Annotated in this window: 21 protein-coding genes; 9 read left to right on the top strand and 12 right to left on the bottom strand. The window is 71.8% G+C overall.

Annotated features, from left to right (window positions below; translation table 11 throughout):
- The first annotated feature begins 36 nt into the window (after positions 1–36).
- The 3 genes from ACGFWJ_RS13150 (at position 37) to ACGFWJ_RS13140 (ending at position 4,722) form a co-directional block, all read left to right on the top strand.
- Positions 37–2,205 carry an MMPL family transporter gene (locus ACGFWJ_RS13150; RefSeq protein WP_392948503.1) on the top strand — a complete coding sequence of 723 codons (2,169 nt, stop codon included), beginning with the start codon at positions 37–39 and terminating at the stop codon, positions 2,203–2,205.
- 336 nt (positions 2,206–2,541) lie between these two features.
- A complete protein-coding gene (locus tag ACGFWJ_RS13145; protein WP_376047050.1) occupies positions 2,542–2,745 on the top strand; it encodes a cold-shock protein in 204 nt (67 codons plus the stop codon).
- 177 nt (positions 2,746–2,922) lie between these two features.
- Positions 2,923–4,722: a DEAD/DEAH box helicase gene (locus ACGFWJ_RS13140; RefSeq protein WP_392948500.1), complete on the top strand. Its 1,800-nt coding sequence runs from the start codon at positions 2,923–2,925 to the stop codon at positions 4,720–4,722.
- Between the two features lie 113 nt (positions 4,723–4,835).
- On the opposite strand, the gene ACGFWJ_RS13135 is transcribed toward ACGFWJ_RS13140, so the two are convergent.
- Entirely contained in the window at positions 4,836–5,282 is a 447-nt protein-coding gene (locus ACGFWJ_RS13135; RefSeq protein ID WP_387645699.1) for a MarR family winged helix-turn-helix transcriptional regulator, read from the bottom strand.
- Between the two features lie 111 nt (positions 5,283–5,393).
- On the opposite strand from ACGFWJ_RS13135, the gene ACGFWJ_RS13130 reads away from it, so the two are divergent.
- From ACGFWJ_RS13130 to ACGFWJ_RS13115, 4 genes are all read left to right on the top strand, one after another.
- Complete coding sequence (locus ACGFWJ_RS13130) at positions 5,394–5,885, top strand: hypothetical protein (RefSeq protein ID WP_392948496.1); 492 nt, start codon at positions 5,394–5,396, stop codon at positions 5,883–5,885.
- 139 nt (positions 5,886–6,024) lie between these two features.
- On the top strand, positions 6,025–6,351 hold the full coding sequence (locus tag ACGFWJ_RS13125) for a type VII secretion target (protein WP_392948493.1): 327 nt from the start codon (positions 6,025–6,027) through the stop codon (positions 6,349–6,351).
- Positions 6,348–7,283 (top strand): WXG100 family type VII secretion target, encoded by a 936-nt coding sequence (locus tag ACGFWJ_RS13120; RefSeq protein ID WP_392948490.1) that lies wholly within the window; start codon positions 6,348–6,350, stop codon positions 7,281–7,283. Before ACGFWJ_RS13125 ends, ACGFWJ_RS13120 begins: the two co-directional genes overlap by 4 nt.
- 28 nt (positions 7,284–7,311) lie before the next feature.
- On the top strand, positions 7,312–7,908 hold the full coding sequence (locus ACGFWJ_RS13115) for a hypothetical protein (protein ID WP_392948487.1): 597 nt from the start codon (positions 7,312–7,314) through the stop codon (positions 7,906–7,908).
- Positions 7,909–7,998: 90 nt separating this feature from the next.
- Here ACGFWJ_RS13115 and ACGFWJ_RS13110 read toward each other — a convergent pair whose 3' ends face one another.
- The 11 genes from ACGFWJ_RS13110 to ACGFWJ_RS13060 form a co-directional block, all read right to left on the bottom strand.
- Positions 7,999–8,709: a sirohydrochlorin chelatase gene (locus ACGFWJ_RS13110; RefSeq protein ID WP_392948731.1), complete on the bottom strand. Its 711-nt coding sequence runs from the start codon at positions 8,707–8,709 to the stop codon at positions 7,999–8,001.
- 572 nt (positions 8,710–9,281) lie between these two features.
- Positions 9,282–10,169, bottom strand: coding sequence for an ABC transporter permease (locus tag ACGFWJ_RS13105; RefSeq protein ID WP_392948485.1), 888 nt, complete (start codon positions 10,167–10,169; stop codon positions 9,282–9,284).
- Positions 10,156–10,959 carry an ABC transporter ATP-binding protein gene (locus ACGFWJ_RS13100; RefSeq protein ID WP_387645683.1) on the bottom strand — a complete coding sequence of 268 codons (804 nt, stop codon included), beginning with the start codon at positions 10,957–10,959 and terminating at the stop codon, positions 10,156–10,158. Before ACGFWJ_RS13100 ends, ACGFWJ_RS13105 begins: the two co-directional genes overlap by 14 nt.
- A gap of 140 nt (positions 10,960–11,099) precedes the next feature.
- Positions 11,100–12,242, bottom strand: a complete 1,143-nt coding sequence (locus ACGFWJ_RS13095; protein WP_387645680.1) for an aliphatic sulfonate ABC transporter substrate-binding protein — start codon at positions 12,240–12,242, stop codon at positions 11,100–11,102.
- 387 nt (positions 12,243–12,629) lie between these two features.
- Entirely contained in the window at positions 12,630–13,946 is a 1,317-nt protein-coding gene (locus tag ACGFWJ_RS13090; RefSeq protein ID WP_392948482.1) for a sulfate adenylyltransferase subunit 1, read from the bottom strand.
- Between the two features lie 2 nt (positions 13,947–13,948).
- Positions 13,949–14,878 carry a sulfate adenylyltransferase subunit CysD gene (gene cysD, locus ACGFWJ_RS13085; RefSeq protein WP_387645980.1) on the bottom strand — a complete coding sequence of 310 codons (930 nt, stop codon included), beginning with the start codon at positions 14,876–14,878 and terminating at the stop codon, positions 13,949–13,951.
- 5 nt (positions 14,879–14,883) lie between these two features.
- A complete protein-coding gene (gene cysC / locus ACGFWJ_RS13080) occupies positions 14,884–15,450 on the bottom strand; it encodes an adenylyl-sulfate kinase (protein ID WP_387645678.1) in 567 nt (188 codons plus the stop codon).
- Between the two features lie 43 nt (positions 15,451–15,493).
- On the bottom strand, positions 15,494–16,192 hold the full coding sequence (locus ACGFWJ_RS13075) for a phosphoadenylyl-sulfate reductase (RefSeq protein WP_392948479.1): 699 nt from the start codon (positions 16,190–16,192) through the stop codon (positions 15,494–15,496).
- Positions 16,176–16,352, bottom strand: coding sequence for a hypothetical protein (locus tag ACGFWJ_RS13070; RefSeq protein WP_387645673.1), 177 nt, complete (start codon positions 16,350–16,352; stop codon positions 16,176–16,178). The genes ACGFWJ_RS13075 and ACGFWJ_RS13070 overlap by 17 nt, the downstream gene beginning before the upstream one ends.
- Complete coding sequence (locus ACGFWJ_RS13065) at positions 16,349–18,082, bottom strand: nitrite/sulfite reductase (protein WP_387645670.1); 1,734 nt, start codon at positions 18,080–18,082, stop codon at positions 16,349–16,351. Before ACGFWJ_RS13065 ends, ACGFWJ_RS13070 begins: the two co-directional genes overlap by 4 nt.
- A gap of 192 nt (positions 18,083–18,274) precedes the next feature.
- Positions 18,275–18,358 carry a putative leader peptide gene (locus ACGFWJ_RS13060; protein WP_318264789.1) on the bottom strand — a complete coding sequence of 28 codons (84 nt, stop codon included), beginning with the start codon at positions 18,356–18,358 and terminating at the stop codon, positions 18,275–18,277.
- Between the two features lie 304 nt (positions 18,359–18,662).
- Here ACGFWJ_RS13060 and ACGFWJ_RS13055 point away from each other — a divergent pair, with 304 nt between their 5' ends.
- Together ACGFWJ_RS13055 and rsgA are read left to right on the top strand one after the other, a co-directional pair.
- Positions 18,663–19,736: a YihY/virulence factor BrkB family protein gene (locus ACGFWJ_RS13055; RefSeq protein WP_387645669.1), complete on the top strand. Its 1,074-nt coding sequence runs from the start codon at positions 18,663–18,665 to the stop codon at positions 19,734–19,736.
- Positions 19,737–20,140: 404 nt separating this feature from the next.
- Positions 20,141–21,223 (top strand): ribosome small subunit-dependent GTPase A, encoded by a 1,083-nt coding sequence (rsgA, locus tag ACGFWJ_RS13050; protein ID WP_392948474.1) that lies wholly within the window; start codon positions 20,141–20,143, stop codon positions 21,221–21,223.
- The last annotated feature ends 38 nt before the right edge of the window (positions 21,224–21,261 follow it).

The following is a 21,261-nucleotide window of genomic DNA, read 5'->3' as shown; positions in this document are numbered from 1 at the left end:
CTGCGGTGAACCATGCCCAGGGGAGGCATTTCGATCATGTTCCACCGACTTGGACACTTCGTCGTCAAGCGGGCCTGGTGGGTGATCATCGCGTGGGTGATCGGCTCCATAGCCCTGATCGCCACCGCTCCGAAGATGAGCGCCTCGACCGACGAGTCGGAGTTCCTGCCGAAGCACTACGAGTCCATCCGGGCCGCGGTGGTGCAGCAGGACAAGTTCCCGGCCGAGTTCTCCCCGAGCGCACTGCTGCTGTTCGAACGCAAGGACGGCGCCGCGCTCACCGACGCCGACAAGGCCGACATGGCCAAGGTCGTCAAGGGGCTGACCGACAAGCACATCCCGCTGGTCGAGCAGATCATCCCCCCGATCGAGGGGAAGACCTTCTCGCCCGATGGGCAGTACGCCATGGGCATGGTCTCCATCGACAAGACCAAGATGCAGACCGACGAGTTCACCGTCGCCGCCAAGGACCTGCGCGAAGAGGGCAGGGCGCTGGCCGGCGGCACCGCGCTGAAGTACCAGGTCGGCGGCCCGGCCGCGATGGGGCTGGACCAGAAGGAGTCCTCCAGCGCCACCGACGCGATCACCATGCTCGCCACCATCGTGCTGATCGTGGTCATCGTCGGTGTGATCTTCCGCGGCATCCTGGTCGGCTGGCTGCCGGTGCTGCTGTCGATCTTCCCGATGATCGCCGCCAGCGGCCTGATCGCCCTCGTCACCAAGGCGTTCGACCTGAAGTCCTCGCCGATCGCCTCGGCGATCGACATCGTGGTGATCCTCGGCGTCGGCACCGACTACTTCCTGTTCCTGATGTTCCGCTACCGCGAGCGCCTGCGGGCCGGTGACGACCGCAAGGCCGCCGTGGCCAACGGCGTCGGCCGGGTTGGCGAGGCGATCGCCTCCGCGGCCGGCGCGGTCACCGTCGCCTTCGCGGTGCTGCTGCTCTCCGAGCTCGGCATGTTCAAGTCGCTCGGCCCGGCGCTGGCGATCTCCGTCATCGTCACCGCGCTGGCCTCGCTCACCCTGACCCCCGCGCTGCTGGCCGTCACCTCCACCAAGGCGGTGTTCTGGCCCGGCCGCAAGTGGATGCAGGAGCCGGAGGGCGCCCGCTTCCACAAGCTCGGCAAGGTGGTCGGCCGTCGCCCCGGCCTGATCGCGCTGGTCTCCGGCGGCCTGCTGGTGATCCTGTCGCTGGCCGGCCTCGGCTACCAGGGCACCTTCGACATGGCGAAGAGCATGATGCCGAAGGACAAGGAGTCCATGCTCGTCATGGACACCCTCAGCAAGAAGGGCGGCGAGGGTGCGGCCGACCCCACGCACGTCTTCCTGACCACCAGCACCAAGGACGGCGGCAAGCTCGACCCGGCCGGCCTGGACGGCTTCGGCGCGAAGCTCGGCCAGGTTCCCGGCGTCGCCGCCGTCCAGCCCGAGCCCAAGCTCAGCGAGGACGGCACCACCGCCGATTTCGTCGTGGTGCTCAAGGACTCCGCGGCCAGCAACGCGGCGATCGACAGCGTCACCAAGGTCCGCACGGCCGCCCACGCGGCCGCCCCCGCCGGCTCCGAGGCGCTGGTCAGCGGCACCTCGTCGGTGTACAAGGACATCAACCTGGCGATGGCGCACGACTACAAGCTGGTCTTCCCGGTGGCGGGCGTGCTGATCCTGCTGATCCTGGGCCTCCAGCTGCGCAGCGTGGTCGCGCCCTGGTACCTGATGGCCTCGGTCGGCCTCGGCTTCGCGGCCACGCTGGGTGCCACCACGGTGGCCTTCCTCAAGCTCGGCTCCGAGTCCGGCCTGATGTTCATGCTGCCGATCTTCATCTACCTGTTCGTGGTGGCGATCGGCACCGACTACAACATCCTGATCATCGCCCGGCTCCGCGAGGAGGCCCGCGAGGGCCGCAGCCCCCGCGAGGCGGCCAAGGAGGCGGTCCGGCACGCCGGTCCGACCGTCGCCGCGGCCGGCTTCATCCTGGCGGCGTCCTTCGCGACCTTCATGCTGGCGGGCAACGTGCTCTTCGCCGAGCTGGGCTTCGCGCTGGCCATCGGCATCGTGCTGGCGGCCTTCGTGATGGCGATGTTCTTCACCCCGGCGATCACCGCGCTGCTCGGCAAGAAGGCCTGGTGGCCCGGTCACGGCGCGATGCCCGACCACGGCCCCGAGGCCGTCGCCGAGCGCGAGCCGCAGGTGGCCGGCCGGGCCTGACGGGCTCGGCGGCGGGTAGCGCCGGGCAGCCCTGCGGGGGTACCGACGGGTAGCCCCGAGTAGGAGGGGGCATGCGGTCCAACGGGACCGCATGCCCCCTTGGCGTCGCACTGAAACGCGGTGTGACCAGCGGAACTTTTGCCGCCGTTGGCGAGGGGGACCGTGCTATTGTCGAAGCAGTTGCAGTATTGGTTCCCATGAACGTGTGTGTGCGCCTGCTGGTTCCAACCACAGGCGCATTTGTTTTGTCCGGTGTTTAGTCTCCGGATGGGGATCGCGGCTACGTGGGGCTCACGAGGTGTGTGCCCCAACGCCCCAGTGAAAGTGGAGACGGTTATGGCTACCGGCACCGTGAAGTGGTTCAACAGCGAAAAGGGCTACGGCTTCATCGAGCAGGACGGCGGCGGCGCCGACGTGTTCGCTCACTACTCGAACATCCAGTCCACCGGCTTCCGTGAGCTCCTCGAGGGCCAGAAGGTCGAGTTCGACGTCACCCAGGGCCAGAAGGGCCCGCAGGCGGAGAACATCCGCCCCATCTGAGTCCCGGCCTACGCCGACTCAGTGTGACGCAGGCGAGGGCCCGTACCTCCAAGGTACGGGCCCTTGCCCATGCCGCCCGACGGCCGGGGCGGCGCCTTTCTTCTCCCTGACGGCCGACACACCCGCCGCCGCGCCTCCGCGCGCGCCGGCCGAAGGCCCTCAGGAAGAGGAACACGCATGCCCGAGCAGTCCCGTCCGCGCGCCGAGAAGGCCGCGGCGCAGTCCGTTTCGCGATCCGGTTCGAAGTCCGTTTCGCAGTCCGGTTCGCGTACCGACCAGCCCCGTGCCGACAAGCCGCGCACCCGTAGCGGGAAGCCGCGCACCGGCGCCGCGCGTGGCGGTGCTCCGCGTACCGAGCAGCCGCGCGGCGGCGAGCAGGCCCGTACCGAGCGTCCGCGCCGGCCGCGCCGGAGTGCCGTGCCGTCGGTCGCCGCGCCCGCCGAGGACTTCACGCACGTGCAGGGCACCCCGTCCCGCCCGGCGGCGGAGAGCTTCGCCGAGCTGAACCTCCCCTCCGGGCTGATGAAGGAACTGGGCGCGCAGGGCGTGACCGAGCCGTTCCCGATCCAGGCCGCCACCCTGCCGGACGCGCTGGCCGGACGTGACGTCCTCGGCCGCGGCCGCACCGGCTCCGGCAAGACCCTGGCGTTCGGCCTGCCGCTGCTGGTGCGCACCGCCGGGAAGCGGGCCGGCGCCCGCCACCCGCTGGCCCTGGTGCTGGTCCCCACCCGTGAGCTCGCCCAGCAGGTCACCGACGCGCTCGCCCCCTACGCCGGGGTGCTCGGCCTGCGGATCACCACCGTGGTCGGCGGCATGTCGATCACCCGCCAGGCCAACCAGGTGCGCCGCGGCACCGAGGTGCTGGTGGCCACCCCCGGCCGGCTGGACGACCTGATCCAGCGCGGCGACGTGCGCCTGGACGACGTGGCGATCACCGTCCTCGACGAGGCCGACCAGATGGCCGACATGGGCTTCCTGCCGCAGGTCGTCAAGCTCCTGGAGCAGGTCGCCGAGGGCGGGCAGCGGATGCTGTTCTCCGCCACCCTGGACCGCAACGTGGACCGGCTGGTCAACCGCTTCCTGACCGACCCCGTCACCCATTCGGTGGACCCGTCGGCCGGCGCCGTCACCACCATGGACCACCACCTGCTCCAGCTCGACCCCGCCGACAAGGCCGAGACCACCGCCCGGATCGCCGCCCGCGAGGGCCGCGTGATCATGTTCGTGCACACCAAGCACGGCGCGGACCGGCTCGCCAAGCAGCTGCGCGCCCACGGCGTGGTCGCCGCCGCGCTGCACGGCGGCAAGTCGCAGCCGCAGCGCAACCGGGTCCTCGACCAGTTCCGCGACGGCCAGGTCACCGCGCTGATCGCCACCAACGTCGCCGCCCGCGGCATCCACATCGACGGCCTCGACCTGGTCGTCAACGTCGACCCGCCGATCGACCACAAGGACTACCTGCACCGCGGCGGCCGCACCGCGCGGGCCGGCGAGTCCGGCACCGTGGTCACCCTGGTGCTGCCCGAGCAGCGCCGCGAGGTCAACCGCCTGATGAGCATCGCCGGCATCCGGCCCACCATCACCAAGGTCCGCCCCGAGGACGGCGAGCTCAAGCGCATCACCGGCGCGAGGATGCCGTCCGGCGTGGCGGTCATGCTTCCGGTTCCGGCGACGGCGGTGGCTGTTGCCGCTCCCGTCTCCGAGGGGACGGAGGGCCGTGGCCGCGGGCGTGGCGGGGCCAAGCCGGCGGACGGCGAGGCGCGACGCCGCCCCGCGAAGCGTTCCGGCGGCCTGCCCAAGGACGTCGACATGAGCGGCAACCCGCGCCGCCCCCGGCCCAAGCAGCGCCCCGGCGGCGGGAGCTCGCAGATGGCGGCCGGGTTCATCGGCAAGTCGTCCGGGCGGGCGAAGCCGGGGTCCGGGACGAAGAGTGGCTCCAACTACGGGACGGGGCGGCAGCGGCGCAAGGCCGACTAGCGCTTCGCGGGACCGGGGAGAGCACCATCAGGGGCGCTGGGGGTACCCCCAGCGCCCCTGTTTTCGTGCCCATCCGCTCGCGCGAGTCTCCCCGCGCCCCTGATGGTGCTCTCTCAGGCCTTGGACATCTCGCGGACGGTCGCGACCAGGGGAGCCAGTTCGGGGCGCTGCTCCGCGGTGGTGAGGGCCTCGGCGAGGGCGGTGTCGTTGGTGGGGCGGGCCTGGGCGAGGAGGTCGAGGCCGGCCGGGGTGACGTTGGTGTAGATGCCGCGGCGGTCGGTGGGGCAGAGGTAGCGGGCGAGCAGGCCGCGGTCCTCGAGGCGGGTGACCAGGCGGGTGGTGGCGCTCTGGCTGAGCACGACCGCGTCGGCGAGCTGGTTCATCCGGAAGTGGCCGCCGTCGCCGTCGTGCTGCTCGCTCAGGACGTTCAGGACGGAGAACTCGCGGACGCTGAGCTCGTGTTCGGCCTGCAGGGCGCGTTCGACATGGGCCTCGATCCGGCCGTGCAGGGCGGTCAGGGCGCACCAGCCGTGGGCCAGGGCAGGATCAGGGCGGGTCATCGGACACGCTCCCTTCGGGGTCGCTTCACTCCGTACAAGCTTAGTCGAAATGCGCAAATTCCCGCGCCTGCAAGTATTCGGCGGGAGTCTGCGGGAGATGAGGAGACGTCGATGGAGCAGCACGTGCGGATGGACGCGCAGGAAGCGGCGCTGGACGCCCTGCTGGAGGCTCTCGGCGAGCCGGTGGGCGACACCTCGCAGGACGACCGGGTGGCGCGGCTCGACGCGCAGGCGCCGGGCTACGCGCAGTACCACCGGATCGGGCACAAGCGGCAGGCCGCGTACCGGCGGCTGAGCGCGGACCGGGCGGCCGCGCACCACTGCTACCCGCTGGTGCTGGCCGCGCTGCTGGCCGACGACGACCCGTCCTCGCCGCGCTGGCTGGCGCAGGTGCTGCTGACGGTGGGCGGTCGGCGGCGGCTGCAGGAGGAGCTGGTGGCGGCGGTGGAGGGCGGAGACCCGTTGCGGCAGGTGTGCGCGGTGGGTGCGTGGCGGTGGGCGGACGCCGGGGACGGGCCCGTGGCGGAGCGGTTCCTGGCGGTCCGTCGGGAGGCGGCCGAGCGCTGCGTCGACCCGTGGGTGCGGGAGCGGCTGGCCGACTGAGCGTCAGCAGGGCATGCAGGGGTACCACTTGGGGGCCGCGCCGTGTTAGCTTTTTTGCCAATTCATGGTCTGCGCATGGTGCCGCCTATGCCTTCGCCCATGCCATCGGACCTTGGCAACGGGGAAGAGGTACGCCGACATGGCGGGGGAGTTCACGGTCGATCCGGACGCGTTGCGCCGGTTCGCCCGCACCAGTACCGAACGGGCCGAGCGGCTGCGGGCGATCCGCGCCGAACTCGGCGGACACCAGCTGTCGCCGTCCGCCTTCGGGAAACTCCCGGAGTCCGACGAAACCGGCCGCGACTACGTGGAACGCTCCGAGGCGGCGATCGACAACGCCGGGGCCGCCTCCGACACCATGGACCGGATCGCCGAATACGCCGACGGCATGGCCGGCGCGTACGAACGCACCGACGAGGGCATCGGGCGCACCATGCAGGCGATCGCCGGAGGGCTGGGCGGATGAGCGGGCCGATCGCGGGCGCCGTCGACGCCTACACGAAGATCAACGACTGGATGACCCCGCTGGGCAGCCTGATCGACGAGATCATGCGCCCCATCGTGGAACCCCTCGCCGAGCCGCTGGAGTTCGTCACCGGCGACCCCGAAGGCCTGGAAGCCGCCGCCCAGTTGTGGCAGAAGCAGGCCGAGCAACTGCGCGAGGTGATCGCCGACCAGCGCCGCGACCGGGCCGCCCTGGCCGGCGAATGGCAGGGCGAGGCGTCCGAGGCGTTCCAGCGTGAACTCGCCGAGTACGAGCAGGCGTTGGAGGACGAGGCGGAGGACATGGAGGGCACCGCCGAACTCCTCACCGAAGCCGCCGCCGAAGCCCGGATGGCACAGGACCTGGTCGAGACGATCATTCGCGAGCTGATCGAATGGGCGATCATCACGCTCGCCGCGTCGCTCGCCTTCAGCGTGATCACCGCCGGCATCTCGCTGGCCGCCGAAGCCGCCGCGGCTGCCGCCGAGGGCGCCATCGCCAGCGCCCGGATAGCCAACCTGGTGCGCAAACTCGCCAGCGCGCTGAAGAAGATCGCCGACGCGATGAAGGCACTCAAGGCCGTCTCCAAGCGCCCACACCTCAACCCGAAGAAGCCCTGGACCTGGAACAAGCCGCTCGACGTCGAGGCGTACCTGGCCAAGACGGGCGTCAAGATGATCGGCAAGGGCGGCCTGCACGGCATCGGCCTGACCGGCAACCCGGCCGGCGAAGCGCTCCAGCAGATCACCCAGAGCGGCGCCGGAATCGTCGCCGACGAGGCCGACGACCGGATCAGCGGCAACCGCGGCCCCAGCACCGGCCTCCGTCAACGCACCGGCATCGCGCAGCCCGCCCAGGCACCCGACCTCAGCCCCGAGGAGCGCCGCCGCCGCTTCGAGGACGCCTTCGGCTGAGCCACCCACCACATTCAGGAGGACCACCGTGCTCGACCGGGACCGCCAGTTCGCCACGCCGTTCCTCGCCGCCGGCGAGGAGCTGCTGGCCGCTGCCCCCGTCTCGCTGGCGCCCGGCATTCCGCGACCGCCCGAGGCACTGCTGACCCCGCGCCAACCGGGCGAACTGGAACAGAAGTTGGCCAAGCCGTTCACCCTGCTGCGGCGCGCATACGCGGTGGTCAACCCCGTCTCCGCCGGCGTCGGCGCCGTCGAGGACCGGATGATGGACGCCGTGCCGGACTCCGTCTGGCACGGCAAGGGCATGGCCGGCGACTGGCACACCACCGCCGGCCGCCTGGTCGTCCGCCTCCACGAGGACGGCGCGAACGGCAGCGCGCTGCTCGTCCTCACCGGGCGGCGGCTGCTGCTGCTCGCCGACCGCGCCAAGCTCTGGCAGCTCACCGAACAGCACGCCCTGCAGTTCGAACTCCCGCGCGACGAGATCGCCGGGGCTCAGCGCAACGCGAAGGGCGTCACGCAGCGGGGCCGCCTCGACGTGCACTTCCGCGACGGCTCGTGGGTCGGCGTCACGACGCCGCTGCCGTCGGCGGCGGACGAACTGGCTGCGGCGTTCGGGGGCTGATGCCTCCGGTCGGAATTTCGTGGCGGGGAATGCTGTTCGGCCGGGGATGTCCCCGTGGCAGTGGTGACTTGGCCCCGCTGTGGTGAGGCGTCAGGCGGTGCGGGCCGTTGAGGTGGTGGCGGTTGCGGCCTCGTGGTGGCGGGTGAGGACGAGGCGGGCGAGTTCGGGAGCCGCGCCGAGAGTGGCTGCGAGGTGGTCGGCCGGGGCTGCGGCGGTGGCGATGCGGTCCGGGAGGAGGCCCGGGGCGAGGAGGTACGGGGCGACGGCGGTGGTGTGGACGGCCGGGTCGGCGCGGAGGGTGGTAAGGGCGTCGGCGACCGTCGGGGTGGTGGCGGAGGCGTAGGCGGTGGTGACCGCGGCCCAGCCTCGGGTGAATTGCCAAGTGGCGGCGACGGCGCGGGTGGTGGCGTTGGCGGCCGGGTCGGAGGAGCCGGCGGCGGCCAGGACGATGCCCGTGCGGGCGCGGACGGTGGGGTCGGTGACGTCGAGGCCGGACTCGGCGAGGCGGCGGTCGAGGGCGTCGAGGAGGAGCGGGGACGGGCCCAGGACGTCGGCGACCGGGATGGCGGAGCCGGCGGCGCGGAGGGCGGCCGGGATGTCGTGCTTGGCGTGGAAGGCGCGATTGAGGAGGAGGGGGACGGCGATCGCGTCGGTGAGGCGCGGGGCGACCTGGGCGATGCGAGGGGCGCAGTGGTCCAGGTAGGCGGTGGTGACGGGGAGTTCGGGGCGGAGGGCCCGGATCGCGTGGGCGAGGGCCTCGACGGTGGCGGCGTGGCGGGGGTCGCGGGAGCCGTGGGCCAGGAGGAGAAGCGGTGCGGCGGCAGCGGGGTGCGAGCGGTGGGTGGGGGTGGGGGCGGTGCGTGGCTGCGGCTCGGTGCCTTCCGCCGCGCGCAGTTCCGCCCCCTCGCCTTCGGCTGGGAGGTGCCCCCAGCGCCCCTGGCAAGGCTGGGCGGTGCGGGAGGGCTGGCGAGGTGGTTGGTCGGCTGCTGGGTGCGGGCGGTGGGTGGGGGTGAGCGCGGTGTCCGGCTGCGGCTCGTTGCCTTCTGCCGCGCGCAGTTCCGCCCCCTCGCCTTCGGCTGGGAGGTGCCCCCAGCGCCCCTGACGGGGCGCGGGGTTGGGGTGAGGCAGGTCGGTTCGCTCCTGATGGGGCGCGGGGTTTCGGGGCGTCAGGTCGCTGTGCTCCTGACGGGGCGCGAGGCTGCCGCCCGGCGGCAGGTCGTCGCCCGACTGACGGGACGCGGGAGTGCCGGTCGGGTCGCTGCGCTCGTGGCGGGGTGCGCGGGTGCCGCCCTGTTCCCGGTCGCTCTGCTCGTGGCGGGGCGCAGCCGCCGGGGTGGGGGGCTGTTGGGGGGAGGGGCGGAGGGCCATCGGTGTCAGCGGGTGGTGACGAGGAGGCCGCGGCTGCGGAGGACTCGGCGTTCGAGGGGGGAGAAGAAGAGGAGGTCGATGGCGACGCCGACGGTGAGGATGAGGAGGATGCCGAGGAGGACGCCGGACATGTTGGTGAACTCGCGCTGGTTCTCGAGGTAGCGGCCGAGGCCGAGGCCCAAGTCCGGTGAGGAGGCGATGAGTTCGGCGGCCATGAGGGAGCGCCAGGAGAAGGCCCAGCCCTGCTTGAGGCCGGCGAGGTAGCCGGGGAGGGCGGCGGGGAGCAGGATGTGGCGGGCGCCGGCCAGGCCGGTGGCGCCGAGGGTTTGTCCGGCGCGGAGGAAGAGCGGGGGGACCTGGTCGACGCCGGCGATGAGGCCGTTGGCGATGGAGGGGACGGCGCCGAGGAGGATGACGGCGTACATCGCGGAGTTGTTGATGCCGAGCCAGATGACGGCGGCGGGGACCCAGGCGACCGAGGGGAGGGACTGGAGGCCGGAGAGGACGGGGCCGAGTGCGGCGCGGACCGGCTTGACCTGGGCGACCAGGAGGCCGATGGGGGTGCCGATCAGGACGGAGAGCAGGAAGCCGGAGAGGCCGCGCCAGACGCTGGTCCAGATGATGGAGAACAGCGTTCCGGCGTACCAGAGTTCGGTGAGGGAGCCCCAGACGTCGGCGGGGCTGGGGAGCTTGTCGGGGGTGGTGAGGTGGAGGCTGTAGGCGAGCTGCCAGGCGGCGAGGACGAGGAGTACGCCGAAGACGGGCGGGAGGACCGACCGGCGCAGGACGACGGAGAGGGGCGCGCGAGTGGCGTGGACGGTTTCGAGTGCGTCGAGGCCGGCCTCGACACCCGCGGAGTCGTCGGCGGCGGGGAGGGTGTCAGTGCTGGACATGGCGGCGGATCTCCCCACGCAGTTCTTCGGTGATCTCGATGGACAGATCCGCGACCCCGGCGGATTCGATGCGGCGCGGCTGGGGCAGGTCGATGCGCCATTCGCGGGCGATCCGGCCGGGGCGGGAGGAGAGCAGGACGACGCGCTGGGCGAGGCGGACGGCTTCGCGGACGTTGTGGGTGACGAACAGGACGGCGAGCCGGCGTTCGGCCCAGATGCGGGTGATCTCGTTGTGCAGGACGTCCCGGGTGATGGCGTCGAGGGCGGCGAACGGCTCGTCCATCAGCAGGACTTGGGAGCCCTGGGCGAGGGAGCGGGCGAGGGCGACGCGCTGGCGCATGCCGCCGGAGAGTTCGTGGACGCGCTTCTTGTAGGAGCCGCCGAGGCGGACCAGGTCGAGCAGACGTTCGGCCTCGGTCTGGCGTTCGGTCTTGGGGACGCCGGCCAGGCGGAGGGCGAGTTCGATGTTCTTGCCCGCGGTGAGCCAGGGGAAGAGCGCGTGGTCCTGGAACATCAGGGCGGGGCGGCCGCCGGGGACGTCGATGGTGCCGGAGGTGGGCCGGTCGAGGCCGGCGACCAGGTTGAGCAGGGTGGACTTGCCGCAGCCGGAGGCACCGAGGAGGGTGACGAACTCGCCGGGGGCGACGGTCAGGTTGATGTCGTCCAGGACCGGGGCGGCGGTGCCGGGGCGGCCGAAGGTCTTGTGCACGTGCGAGATCCGGACGGCGAAGTCGCTGTCCGGGTGTTCTGCGCCGGGGGCGTCGGGCGAGGTGGTCAGTGCCGTGGTCACGGGCACCTCCTGCGGGTGTGGGCCGGGCAGGGCAGGGGCGGGGTGCGGTGGCCGGGGTCCGTCCCGCGCCCGCCCGGCGAGTGGGCATCGGGTGGGCGGGCGCGAGACGGACGCCGGGGCCTGGGAGGGCTTCCGGAGGGCTACTTGGCGCCGAGGCCGGCGTCGGCGACGGCGGGCTGCCCGGCCGCGGCGAGCACCTTGTTGAGCAGGGTCAGGTCGTAGATCCCGGCCAGGTTCGGCTTCTTGAGCAGGCCGGCGGTGACGGCGTGGTCGGCCTCGGCCTGCAGGGTGTTGGCCAGCGGGTCGTCGATGAAGTCGATGTCCTGCCAGGCCGGGTCGAGGACCGCGGCGTCCAGCGCGTTGCCGGCGTCGGCCTTGATCTGCTCGTTGGCGACGGCCTTGGCCTGGTCGGAGTTGGCCTTGATCCAGGCGTTGGTCTTCACCGAGCCGCGCAGGACGGCCTCCACCACGTCGGGGTGTTCGGTGAGGAACTTCTGCGACACGATGATGTTGGTGATGACGAACTTCTTGTCCGGCCAGACGTCCTTCTCGTTGAGCAGGACCTTCGCGCCGAGGGTGACCAGCTTGGAGGCGGTCGGCTCGGGGACCCAGGCGCCGTCGATGGAGCCAGACTTGTAGGCGTCGGGGGTGACCTTGTTGTCGCTGCGGATCACCTTGACGTCGCCGTCGCCGGTGTTGGCGTCGACCTTCCAGCCCTTGCCCGCAAGGTAGTTGAGCAGGGCGACGTCCTGGGTGTTGCCGAGCTGCGGGGTGGCGATCCGCTTGCCCTTGAGCTCGTCCACCGAGGTGATCTTCGCCGGGTTGACCACCAGCTTGACGCCGCCGGAGGCCGAACCGCCCACGATCTTCAGGGACTTGCCGCCGGACTGGGTGTAGCCGTTGATCGACGGGGAGGGGCCGATCCAGCCGATGTCGATGGAGCCGGCGTTCAGCGCCTCGATCTCGGCGGGGCCGGCGTTGAAGACCTGGGTCTTGATCTGGGTGCCGCCGAGTTCCTGCTGGAGGATGCCCTGCTTGAGGCCGACCAGCGCGGTGCCGTGGGTGAGGTTGGCGAAGTAGCCGATCTTCACGGTGTCGGCGGACAGCTTCGCGCCGGACGCGGCGGGGGCGGCCGAGGCCTTGTCGTCGCTCTTGGAGCCGTAGCCGCAGGCGGTGAGCAGGCCGGCCGCGGTGAGGACGGCGACGGTCGCGACGGCGGCGCGTCTGATCCGGCCGGCGGTGGGGCGGGCCTGGGTATGGGTGGGCAGGGAGCTGGGTGCCATGAGAGGTGTCCCGTTCGTGGAGAAGGAAGATGGCCGTGCCTGACCGGGGCCGGGCCGCCCCCGCCGTACCTGCTGTGGGAAGGTGCGGCGGGCGGGCCCGGTGACAGGGGCTAGGGCCTGACTTCAAACCCGCGTCGCAGCCCCGCGGCGTCTGGTGCGTGCTCTCGGCGTGCCGGGTGGAAGGCCTCGTACTGGGTGTACTTGGTCTTTCGCCCGGTGCGGCGAGAGTGCGTGCCAGGGGCTGTGGGGCAGGCGGGGGTTTGAAGTCAGGCCCTAAGTGCCCCTGTCAGCCCTCACATCGCGTCAGGCCGCCCTGGCCGCTGCCGAGGACACCGCTGCCGATGCGGCCGCCTTCCTTGTCCATGCCCGAGAACGCCTCGCTGGGCATCAGACCCAGTCCTCCTCAGTGGAAGCGTCGATGGTGCTGACGGGGGTGGTGTCGAACGCCTCGCCCGCCATGCCGGCGGTGAGCGTGGTGCCGTCGGCCGGGTCGATCAGGATGAACGAGCCGGTCCGCCGGTTGTCGCGGTACGGGTCGAGGGCCAGCGGCTCGGCGGTGCGCAGCACCACGTGGCCGATGTCGTTGACGTTCAACCCCTCGGCGCCGGAACGCTGTTCGAGAGAGTCGATGTCGATGCGGTAGCTGATCTCCTTGACGAGCGCGCGCACTGTGCGGGTGGTGTGCTTGAGCAGCACCTTCGCGCCGACGTGCAGCGGGCGCTCGTTCAGGTGGCAGACCGTCGCCTCGATGTCCTTGCTGGGCAGGGCAGTTGACCCGGACGCGATCAGGTCGCCGCGGGAGATGTCGAGGTCGTCGGCGAGGCGGACCGTCACCGACTGCGGGGCCCAGGCGAGTTCGGTCTCGACGCCGAGCGCGTCGATCGCCGCGACGGTGGTGGTGTGGCCCGAGGGCAGCACCGTCACCGGGTCGCCGACCCGCAGCACGCCGGAGGCCAACTGCCCGGCGTAGCCCCGGTAGTCGTGGTGCTCCTGGCTCTGCGGCCGGATCACGTACTGGACCGGGAACCGGGCCGGCTCGGTGCTCGGGTCGGAGCCGACCGGGACGGTCTCCAGGTGCTCCAGCAGGGTCGGGCCGCCGTACCAGTCCATGTGCCCGGACGGCTCGACCACGTTGTCACCGGCGAGCGCCGAGATCGGCACCGCGACGACGTCCTTGACCCCGAGCGAGGCGGCGTAGGAGGTGAACTCCTCGGCGATCCGCGCGAAGACCGGCTCCGCGTAGTCGACCAGGTCCATCTTGTTGACGGCCAGCACGACGTGCGGGACGCGCAGCAGCGCGGCGACCGCGGCGTGCCGGCGGGTCTGCTCAACGACGCCGTTCCGGGCGTCGACCAGGACGACGGCGAGTTCGGCGGTGGACGCGCCGGTCACCATGTTGCGGGTGTACTGCACGTGGCCGGGGGTGTCGGCGAGGATGAACCGGCGCCGGGCGGTGGCGAAGTAGCGGTACGCCACGTCGATGGTGATGCCCTGCTCGCGCTCGGCGCGCAGGCCGTCGGTGAGCAGCGCCAGGTCGGGCGCGTCCTGGCCGCGGCGGCGGGAGGCGTGCTCGACGGCCTCCAGCTGGTCGGCCAGTACCGACTTGGAGTCGTGCAGCAGCCGGCCTACCAGGGTGGACTTGCCGTCGTCGACGGACCCGGCGGTGGCGAAGCGCAGGAGGGAGGTGGAGGTGTCGGTGGTCACGGTTAGAAGTACCCCTCGCGCTTGCGGTCTTCCATGGCGGCCTCGGACAGCTTGTCGTCGGCCCGCGTGGCGCCGCGCTCGGTGAGGCGGCTGGCGGCGATCTCGGCGATCACGGCCTCGATGGTGTCGGCGTCGGAGTCGACCGCGCCGGTGCAGGACATGTCGCCGACCGTGCGGTAGCGGACGAGACGGGTCTCGGTGCTCTCGCTCTCTTTCGGGCCGCCCCACTCGCCGGCGGTCAGCCACATGCCGTCGCGCTTGAACACCTCGCGGTGGTGGGCGTAGTAGATCTCGGGGAGGGCGATGCCCTCGCGCTCGATGTACTGCCACACGTCCAGCTCGGTCCAGTTGGACAGCGGGAAGACCCGGACGTGCTCGCCGACCGCGTGCCGGCCGTTGTACAGCGACCACAGCTCGGGGCGCTGGCGGCGCGGGTCCCAGGCGCCGAACTCGTCGCGCAGCGAGAACACCCGCTCCTTGGCGCGGGCCTTCTCCTCGTCGCGGCGGCCGCCGCCGAAGACCGCGTCGAACTTGTTCGACTCGATGGCGTCCAGCAGCGGCACGGTCTGCAGCGGGTTGCGGGTGCCGTCGGGGCGCTCGCGCAGCCGGCCGTCGTCGATGAAGTCCTGGACGGAGGCCACGTGCAGGCGCAGGTTGTGCTGCGCCACGGTGCGGTCGCGGTACTCGAGGACCTCGGGGAAGTTGTGGCCGGTGTCCACGTGCAGCAGCGCGAACGGCACCGGGGCGGGCGCGAACGCCTTCAGCGCCAGGTGCAGCATGACGATGGAGTCCTTGCCGCCGGAGAACAGGATCACCGGCCGCTCGAACTCGCCCGCCACCTCGCGGAAGATGTGCACCGACTCGGCCTCCAGCGCGTCCAGGTGGGACAGCGCGAAGGGGGTGTCGTCGGTACGGACCGGGCTGTCGGTCACAGTGGTCACGCGAGGCCCCTCTCGGTCAGGAAGGCGTGCAGTTCGTCGGCGGACTCGGCCACCGTCCGCCCCTGCGTCTGGAGGCGCAACTCCGGCTTCCCGGGCGCCTCGTACGGGTCGTCGACGCCGGTCAGACCGGAGATCTCGCCGGCGGCCTGCTTGGCGTACAGGCCCTTCACGTCCCGCTCCGAGCACAGCTCGACCGGGGTGGCGACGTGGATCTCCAGGAACTCGGTGCCGTTCGCGGCGTGCCGCTCGCGCACCGCGGCGCGGGAGTCCGCGAACGGGGCGATCACCGGGGCGAGCACCTTGACGCCGTTGGCGGCGAGTTTCTCGGCGACGAAGCCGATCCGGGTGACGTTGGTGTGCCGGTCCTCGCGGGAGAAGCCGAGGCCCTTGGAGAGGAACTCGCGGATCTCGTCACCGTCCAGCACCTCGACCCGGTGGCCCTCGGCGCGCAGCCGCTCGGCCAGCGCGAACGCCAGCGTGGTCTTGCCGGCGCTGGGCAGCCCGGTCAGCCACACGGTGGCGCCGCGCTCGCGGCCCGCTGCCGGGGTGTCGGCGGTGGTCACGGTGGTTACTCCTGACAGTCGGTGACGGTGGATCAAGTGGTGCTCAGAGGTGGATGCCGCACTCGGTCTTGCCGGAGCCCGCCCAGCGGCCGGCCCGGCCCTGCTCGCCCTCGCCGGGCTTGGCGGTGCAGGACAGCGGCGAGCAGCCGATCGAGGTGTAGCCCTCCCACAGCAGCGGGTTCAGTAGTACCCCGTTGGCCTGCACGTAGGCGTCCACGTCGTCCTGCGTCCAGCGGGCGATCGGGGCGAGCTTCACCTTGCGGCGCTTGGCGTCCCAGGCCACCACCGGGGTGTTGGCGCGGGACGGCGACTCGTCGCGGCGCAGTCCCGTCGCCCAGGCGTCGTACCCGCCCAGGCCGCGGTTCAGCGGCTCGACCTTGCGCAGCGAGCAGCACAGGTCCGGGTCGCGGTCGTGCAACTGCGGCCCGTACTGGGCGTCCTGCTCGGCCACGGTGAGCTTCGGGGTCAGCGTGATCACGTTGACCGGCATGGTCGCGGCGACCGCGTCCCGGGTGCCGATGGTCTCCGCGAAGTGGTAGCCGGTGTCCAGGAACACCACGTCCACGCCGGGCAGCGCGGTGGACGCCAGGTGGGCGACCACCGCGTCCTCCATCGAGGAGGTGACGCAGAACCGCTTGCCGAAGGTGTCGGCCGCCCACCGCAGGATCTCCTGCGCGGAGGCCTCCTCCAGCTCCCGGCCGGCCCTGACGGCCATCGCTTCGTGGTCAGTCGCGGTCGTCATTCCCGGTCCCCCCGTCGGAAGTCGACAACAGCCCGAGGAACTTCAGCTGGAACCCCCGGCGGCAGGCCCGGCACTCCCAGGTGCCGTGGCCGCTCTCGGACGGGCGCAGGTCCTCGTCCCCGCAGTACGGGCAGTAGAAAGGTGCGGCGCGCTCGCTCACGACAGCTGCTCCTCGCTCGCCCGCACCGCCCACTGGGCGAAGCGCTCGCCGTCCTGACGGTCCGCCTGGTAGCGGGTCAGCAGGCGCTCGACGTAGTCGGGCAGTTCGGCGCTGGTGACCTTCAGGCCGCGGATCTTGCGGCCGAACGCGGCGTTCTCGAAGCCGAGCGAGCCGCCCAGGTGGATCTGGAAGCCCTCGACCTGCCGGCCGTTCTCGTCGGTGACCAGCTGGCCCTTGAGGCCGATGTCGGCGGTCTGGATGCGGGCGCAGGCGTTCGGGCAGCCGTTGATGTTGATGCTCAGCGGCTCGTCGAACTCCGGCAGGCGGCGCTCCAGTTCGTCGATCAGGGTGCGGCCGCGGTCCTTGGTGTCGACGATCGCGAGCTTGCAGTACTCGATGCCGGTGCAGGCCAGCGTGCCGCGCCGGAAGGTGGACGGGGTGACCCGCAGGTCGAGCGCCTCCAGGCCGGCCACCAGCGAGTCGATCTGCTCCTGCTCGACGTCCAGCACGATCAGCTTCTGCTCGACGGTGGTGGCCAGCCGGCCCGAGCCGTGCTCGGCGGCCAGGTCGGCGACCTGCTGGAGCAGCTTGCCGTTCAGCCGGCCGACCTTCGGCGCGAAGCCGACGTAGAAGCGGCCGTCGTTCTGCGGGTGGACGCCCACGTGGTCGCGCCAGCGTCCGGCCGGCTGCTCCGGGCCCGGGCCGTCCGTCAACTCCCGCTTCAGGTACTCGTCCTGGAGGATCTGCCGGAACTTGGCCGGGCCCCAGTCGGCGACCAGGAACTTCAGCCGGGCCCGGTTGCGCAGGCGGCGGTAGCCGTAGTCGCGGAAGATGCCGACCACGCCGGCCCACACGTCCGGGACGTCCGCCAGCGGCACCCAGGCGCCGAGCCGGACGCCCAGCTTCGGGTTGGTGGACAGGCCGCCGCCGACCCACAGGTCGAAGCCCGGGCCGTGCTCGGGGTGGACCACGCCGACGAACGCGATGTCGTTGATCTCGTGGACCACGTCCAGCAGCGGGGAGCCGGAGATCGCGGTCTTGAACTTGCGCGGCAGGTTGGAGTACTCGGGGTTGCCGATGTACTTGCGGTTGATCTCGTCGATCGCCCAGCTGCCGTCGATGATCTCGTCGGCGGCGAGGCCCGCCACCGGCGAGCCGATCACCACGCGCGGGCAGTCGCCGCAGGCCTCGGTGGTGGACAGGCCGACCGACTCCAGCTTCTCCCAGATCGCCGGGACGTCCTCGATCCGCACCCAGTGGAACTGGACGTTCTGGCGGTCCGTCACATCGGCGGTGCCGCGCGCGTACTGCTCGGACGCCTCGCCGATGGCGCGCAGTTGAGGGACGGTCAGCTGGCCGCCGTCGATCCGCACCCGGAGCATGAAGTACTCGTCCTCGAGCTCGTGCGGCTCCAGGATCGCGGTGCGGCCGCCGTCGATGCCCTGACGGCGCTGGGTGTACAGGCCCCACCAGCGCATCCGGCCGCGCAGGTCGGCCGGGTCGATCGAGTGGAAGCCGCCCTTGGAGTAGATCGTCTCAATGCGTGTCCGCACATTGAGACCGTCGTCGTCCTTCTTCATCTGCTCGTTGGCGTTGAGCGGGGTGTAGTGCCCCATCGCCCACTGGCCCTCGCCGCGGTGGCGGGTCACCTTGCGGGCGGCGGGGCGGGCCGCGACGGCGGCGCCGGCCTGGGGCTCGTCCGGCGCTTCCGGCTCGGGAGTGCGGGCCATGGTGTCAGTCCTTTGAGCGGCTTGGCAGGTGCGGGGGGTGCTGGCCGATTCCCGGGCGTGCCCCGCTCCCACCTGCGGAATTCAGCAGGCGGCGGGAGGGGTGACGCTGGGCCGGGTGTCGAGGGTGCGCGCATCCGCGACGGCGGGGATGGGCGGGCAGGGCGCCGGTGCGGGGCGGCGTGCGAGTGGGGCTCAGGTCACCGGACAGATGGCGCTGGACACGCGAAGGAGGTCGACGTGGAGTCGGCCAACTAGGGTGGTTCCGGCGCTAGACATGGCAAGAGATTCGCACGGCTGGCGACTCGCGGTCCACTAACGTCCGAATCCTGGACCTGAACGTTCCGCATTCCGGGACGGTCGGCCGGCCCGGGCCGTTCCGCGCCCTGCGGCCCGTCGGTTCCCGGCAGTGGCGCATCGGTCGGCGAGTGCGGGCCGATACCGTAGGGACGTGCAAGCAGCAGGCAGTACTCCGCATCCGCCCGGGGGGGCCGGTCCGACCGTCGACCGGCAGCCCCGTCGTCGCGGCGGCCGCCGCCGGGCCGTAAAGCGAACCACCTGGTACCGCACCCTGTGGGCGCTGGTGAAGGACACCACCAACACCTGCGTCGAGTACCGCGTCACCGGACTCGCGGCGGAGGCGGCGTTCTTCACGCTCCTCTCCATCCCGCCCCTGCTGCTCTGCCTGGCCGGCACCCTCGGCTACCTCGACGACATCCTCGGCGCCGGCACCATCGTGCGGCTCAAGGCGGACGTCATCTCAGCAGCTGGGACGGTGCTCTCACCGGGCTCCATCGACCAGATCGTCCAACCCCTGCTCGACGACGTCTTCGGCAGCGCCCGACCGGACCTGATCTCGATCGGCTTCCTGCTCTCGCTCTGGTCCGGCTCCCGGGCCCTCTACATCTTCATCGACACCATCACCGTGATGTACGGCCTCGACGGCAAACGCGGCCTGGTCAAGACCCGGCTGATGTCGCTCGGCCTCTACCTCGGCGCGCTGGTGATCGGCTCCCTGGTGCTGCCACTGCTGGTCACCGGGCCCGGACTGCTGATCAACACCTTCCAGAGCTGGGCCGGAGTGATCACCTCGCTCTACTGGCCCGCCGCGATCATGCTGCTGATCGTCTTCCTCACCACCCTCTACCACGTGGCCGTCCCCGTCAGCACGCCCTGGCGCGAGGACATCCCCGGCGCGCTCGTCGCCCTCCTCGTCCTGGTGGTGTGCAGCGTCGCCCTGCGGCTCTACCTGGTCAGCTCCGTCGAAGGCCACTCGGTGTACGGGCAGCTCGCCGCCCCCGTCGCCGTACTGCTGTGGATCTTCGTGGTGGCGCTCGCCGTCCTGATCGGCGCCGCGATGAACGCCGCCATAGACCGCCGCTGGCCCGCCGTCGAAACCGCCGACGCCCGCGCCGAGGTCGAACGCCTCACCGAGGACGCCGCCGTCCAGCGCGGCCGCGAGGCCGCCACTCGCCGCGCCGCCGAACGTGCCGAACGCACCCGCCAGTTCGGCCTCGCCGAAGGCCACGACGAGGACCTCTTCGACGAGGACGACGACGAGCCGGTGCCGAGCGAGTACCCCGAACGCTGGGCGAGCTTCCTCCCGCACGACGACGTCAAACGCCGGCTCGGCCGGGTGCGGCGCAGGCAGCGCTGAGATCCCGGGCTCCAAGGAGCGGCCCCCGTCGGTACCTTCCGGTACGGGCGGGGGCCGCTTCGCGTCTGTCGGGGATGTCCCGGACTTGCGTGTCAACTGCTCTGCGGTACAGGGGCGGTGAGGGCCCGCGCGGGTGGTGCGGAAATTCGGTGGCGGCGGGGGCGGGGGAGTACTAGCGTGGCGTCCGCCGATCGAGGGCGCCCCAGGGTGGGGTGCGCGAGGCGTGTCGCAAAAAGAGGAGGTGAGGACCGTGAGGCCTGTCCTTGCAGGTGTTGGTTCCCGCGTTCAGAAGTTCACCGAGTCCTGTACCCCTCGGTCCGCGGCCGACCTCGGACCGGTGTCGCCCATACGCTGACACCGCCGTCGCACGGCCGGGGCCACCCGTTCCCTGAAGGGTTCACCCCGTGCTTTCCACGACCTCCGCTGCCCACCCGCTCTCCGGCCTCGGCTGGGACGAGGACCGGGCCGCCGATTTCCGTCCGCTCGCCGAGGCGGGCCTGCTCCCCGGGCGGATCACCCGCATCGACCGCGGCCGCTGCGATGTGCTGCTCGTCGATCCCGAGACCGGCGAGCCCGCCACGCTGCGCGCCGACACCCGGCCGGTGACCAGCGCCGACACCATTCACAACCCGTGCACCGGGGACTGGGTGGCCATCGACCCGGCCGCCCGGCCACTGCCCGCCGTCACCACCGTGCTCCCCCGCACCACCGCGATCATCCGCAAGGGCGCCCACAAGCGCTCCGAGGGTCAGGTGCTGGCCGCCAACATCGACACCGTCCTGATCGCCGTCTCACTCGCCGCGGAACCCGACCTGGGCCGGGTGGAGCGTCTGCTCGCCCTCGCCTGGGAATCCGGGGCCGAACCGCTGATCGTCCTCACCAAGTCCGACTTGGTCCACGACGGCGACTTCGTCCGGGCGGACGTGGAGGCGGTCGCACCAGGGGTCCCCGTGCTGACGGTCAGCGCCGAGACCGGAGCCGGCATGGACGCACTGCGCGCCCTGGCCACCGGCTCTTGCGCCCTGATCGGCCAGTCCGGCGCCGGCAAGTCCACCCTCACCAACGCCCTCGGGGGCACCGACACCATGACGGTCCAGCAGGTCCGTTCCGTCGACGAGAAGGGCCGGCACACCACCACCACCCGCGAACTCGTTCCCCTCCCCGGTGGCGGCGCCGTCATCGACACCCCGGGCCTGCGCGGCGTCGGCCTGTTCGGTGGCGAGGGCATCGACCTCGCCTTCGCAGACATCGACCAGCTCGCGTCCGGCTGCCGCTACGACGACTGCTCGCACCGCACCGAACCGGCCTGCGCCGTCCGCGCCGCCCTCGCCGACGGCACCCTCCCCGAGCGCCGCTGGGAGTCCTACCTCAAGCTCCAGCGCGAGAACGACTGGATCGCCTCCCGCGCCGACGCCCGCCTCCGCGCCGAACGCGCCCGCCACCACAAGTCCCGTACCAAGGCGGCCCGCACAACCTACCGCCCCTGACCGCGGCCCGGGGCGGGTTCGTCGCGGCCGGTGCGCCG

The sequence above is a fragment of the Kitasatospora sp. NPDC048407 genome, from assembly GCF_043200475.1.
Taxonomy (GTDB): domain Bacteria; phylum Actinomycetota; class Actinomycetes; order Streptomycetales; family Streptomycetaceae; genus Kitasatospora.
The sequence above is the reverse complement of the archived record's forward strand: the minus strand, read 5'-3'. Positions and strand labels throughout refer to the sequence as shown.

Excerpts from the sequence above, each read along its gene's own strand:
- ACGFWJ_RS13135 (WP_387645699.1), bottom strand. The coding sequence starts at position 5,282 with ATGACCCGCCCTGATCCTGCCCTGGCCCACGGCTGGTGCGCCCTGACC.
- ACGFWJ_RS13140 (WP_392948500.1), top strand. The coding sequence starts at position 2,923 with ATGCCCGAGCAGTCCCGTCCGCGCGCCGAGAAGGCCGCGGCGCAGTCC.
- ACGFWJ_RS13130 (WP_392948496.1), top strand. The coding sequence starts at position 5,394 with ATGGAGCAGCACGTGCGGATGGACGCGCAGGAAGCGGCGCTGGACGCC.
- ACGFWJ_RS13075 (WP_392948479.1), bottom strand. The coding sequence starts at position 16,192 with ATGACGACCGCGACTGACCACGAAGCGATGGCCGTCAGGGCCGGCCGG.
- ACGFWJ_RS13120 (WP_392948490.1), top strand. The coding sequence starts at position 6,348 with ATGAGCGGGCCGATCGCGGGCGCCGTCGACGCCTACACGAAGATCAAC.
- ACGFWJ_RS13145 (WP_376047050.1), top strand. The coding sequence starts at position 2,542 with ATGGCTACCGGCACCGTGAAGTGGTTCAACAGCGAAAAGGGCTACGGC.
- ACGFWJ_RS13060 (WP_318264789.1), bottom strand. The coding sequence starts at position 18,358 with ATGTCTAGCGCCGGAACCACCCTAGTTGGCCGACTCCACGTCGACCTC.
- ACGFWJ_RS13095 (WP_387645680.1), bottom strand. The coding sequence starts at position 12,242 with ATGGCACCCAGCTCCCTGCCCACCCATACCCAGGCCCGCCCCACCGCC.
- ACGFWJ_RS13105 (WP_392948485.1), bottom strand. The coding sequence starts at position 10,169 with ATGTCCAGCACTGACACCCTCCCCGCCGCCGACGACTCCGCGGGTGTC.
- ACGFWJ_RS13065 (WP_387645670.1), bottom strand. The coding sequence starts at position 18,082 with ATGGCCCGCACTCCCGAGCCGGAAGCGCCGGACGAGCCCCAGGCCGGC.
- ACGFWJ_RS13125 (WP_392948493.1), top strand. The coding sequence starts at position 6,025 with ATGGCGGGGGAGTTCACGGTCGATCCGGACGCGTTGCGCCGGTTCGCC.
- ACGFWJ_RS13150 (WP_392948503.1), top strand. The coding sequence starts at position 37 with ATGTTCCACCGACTTGGACACTTCGTCGTCAAGCGGGCCTGGTGGGTG.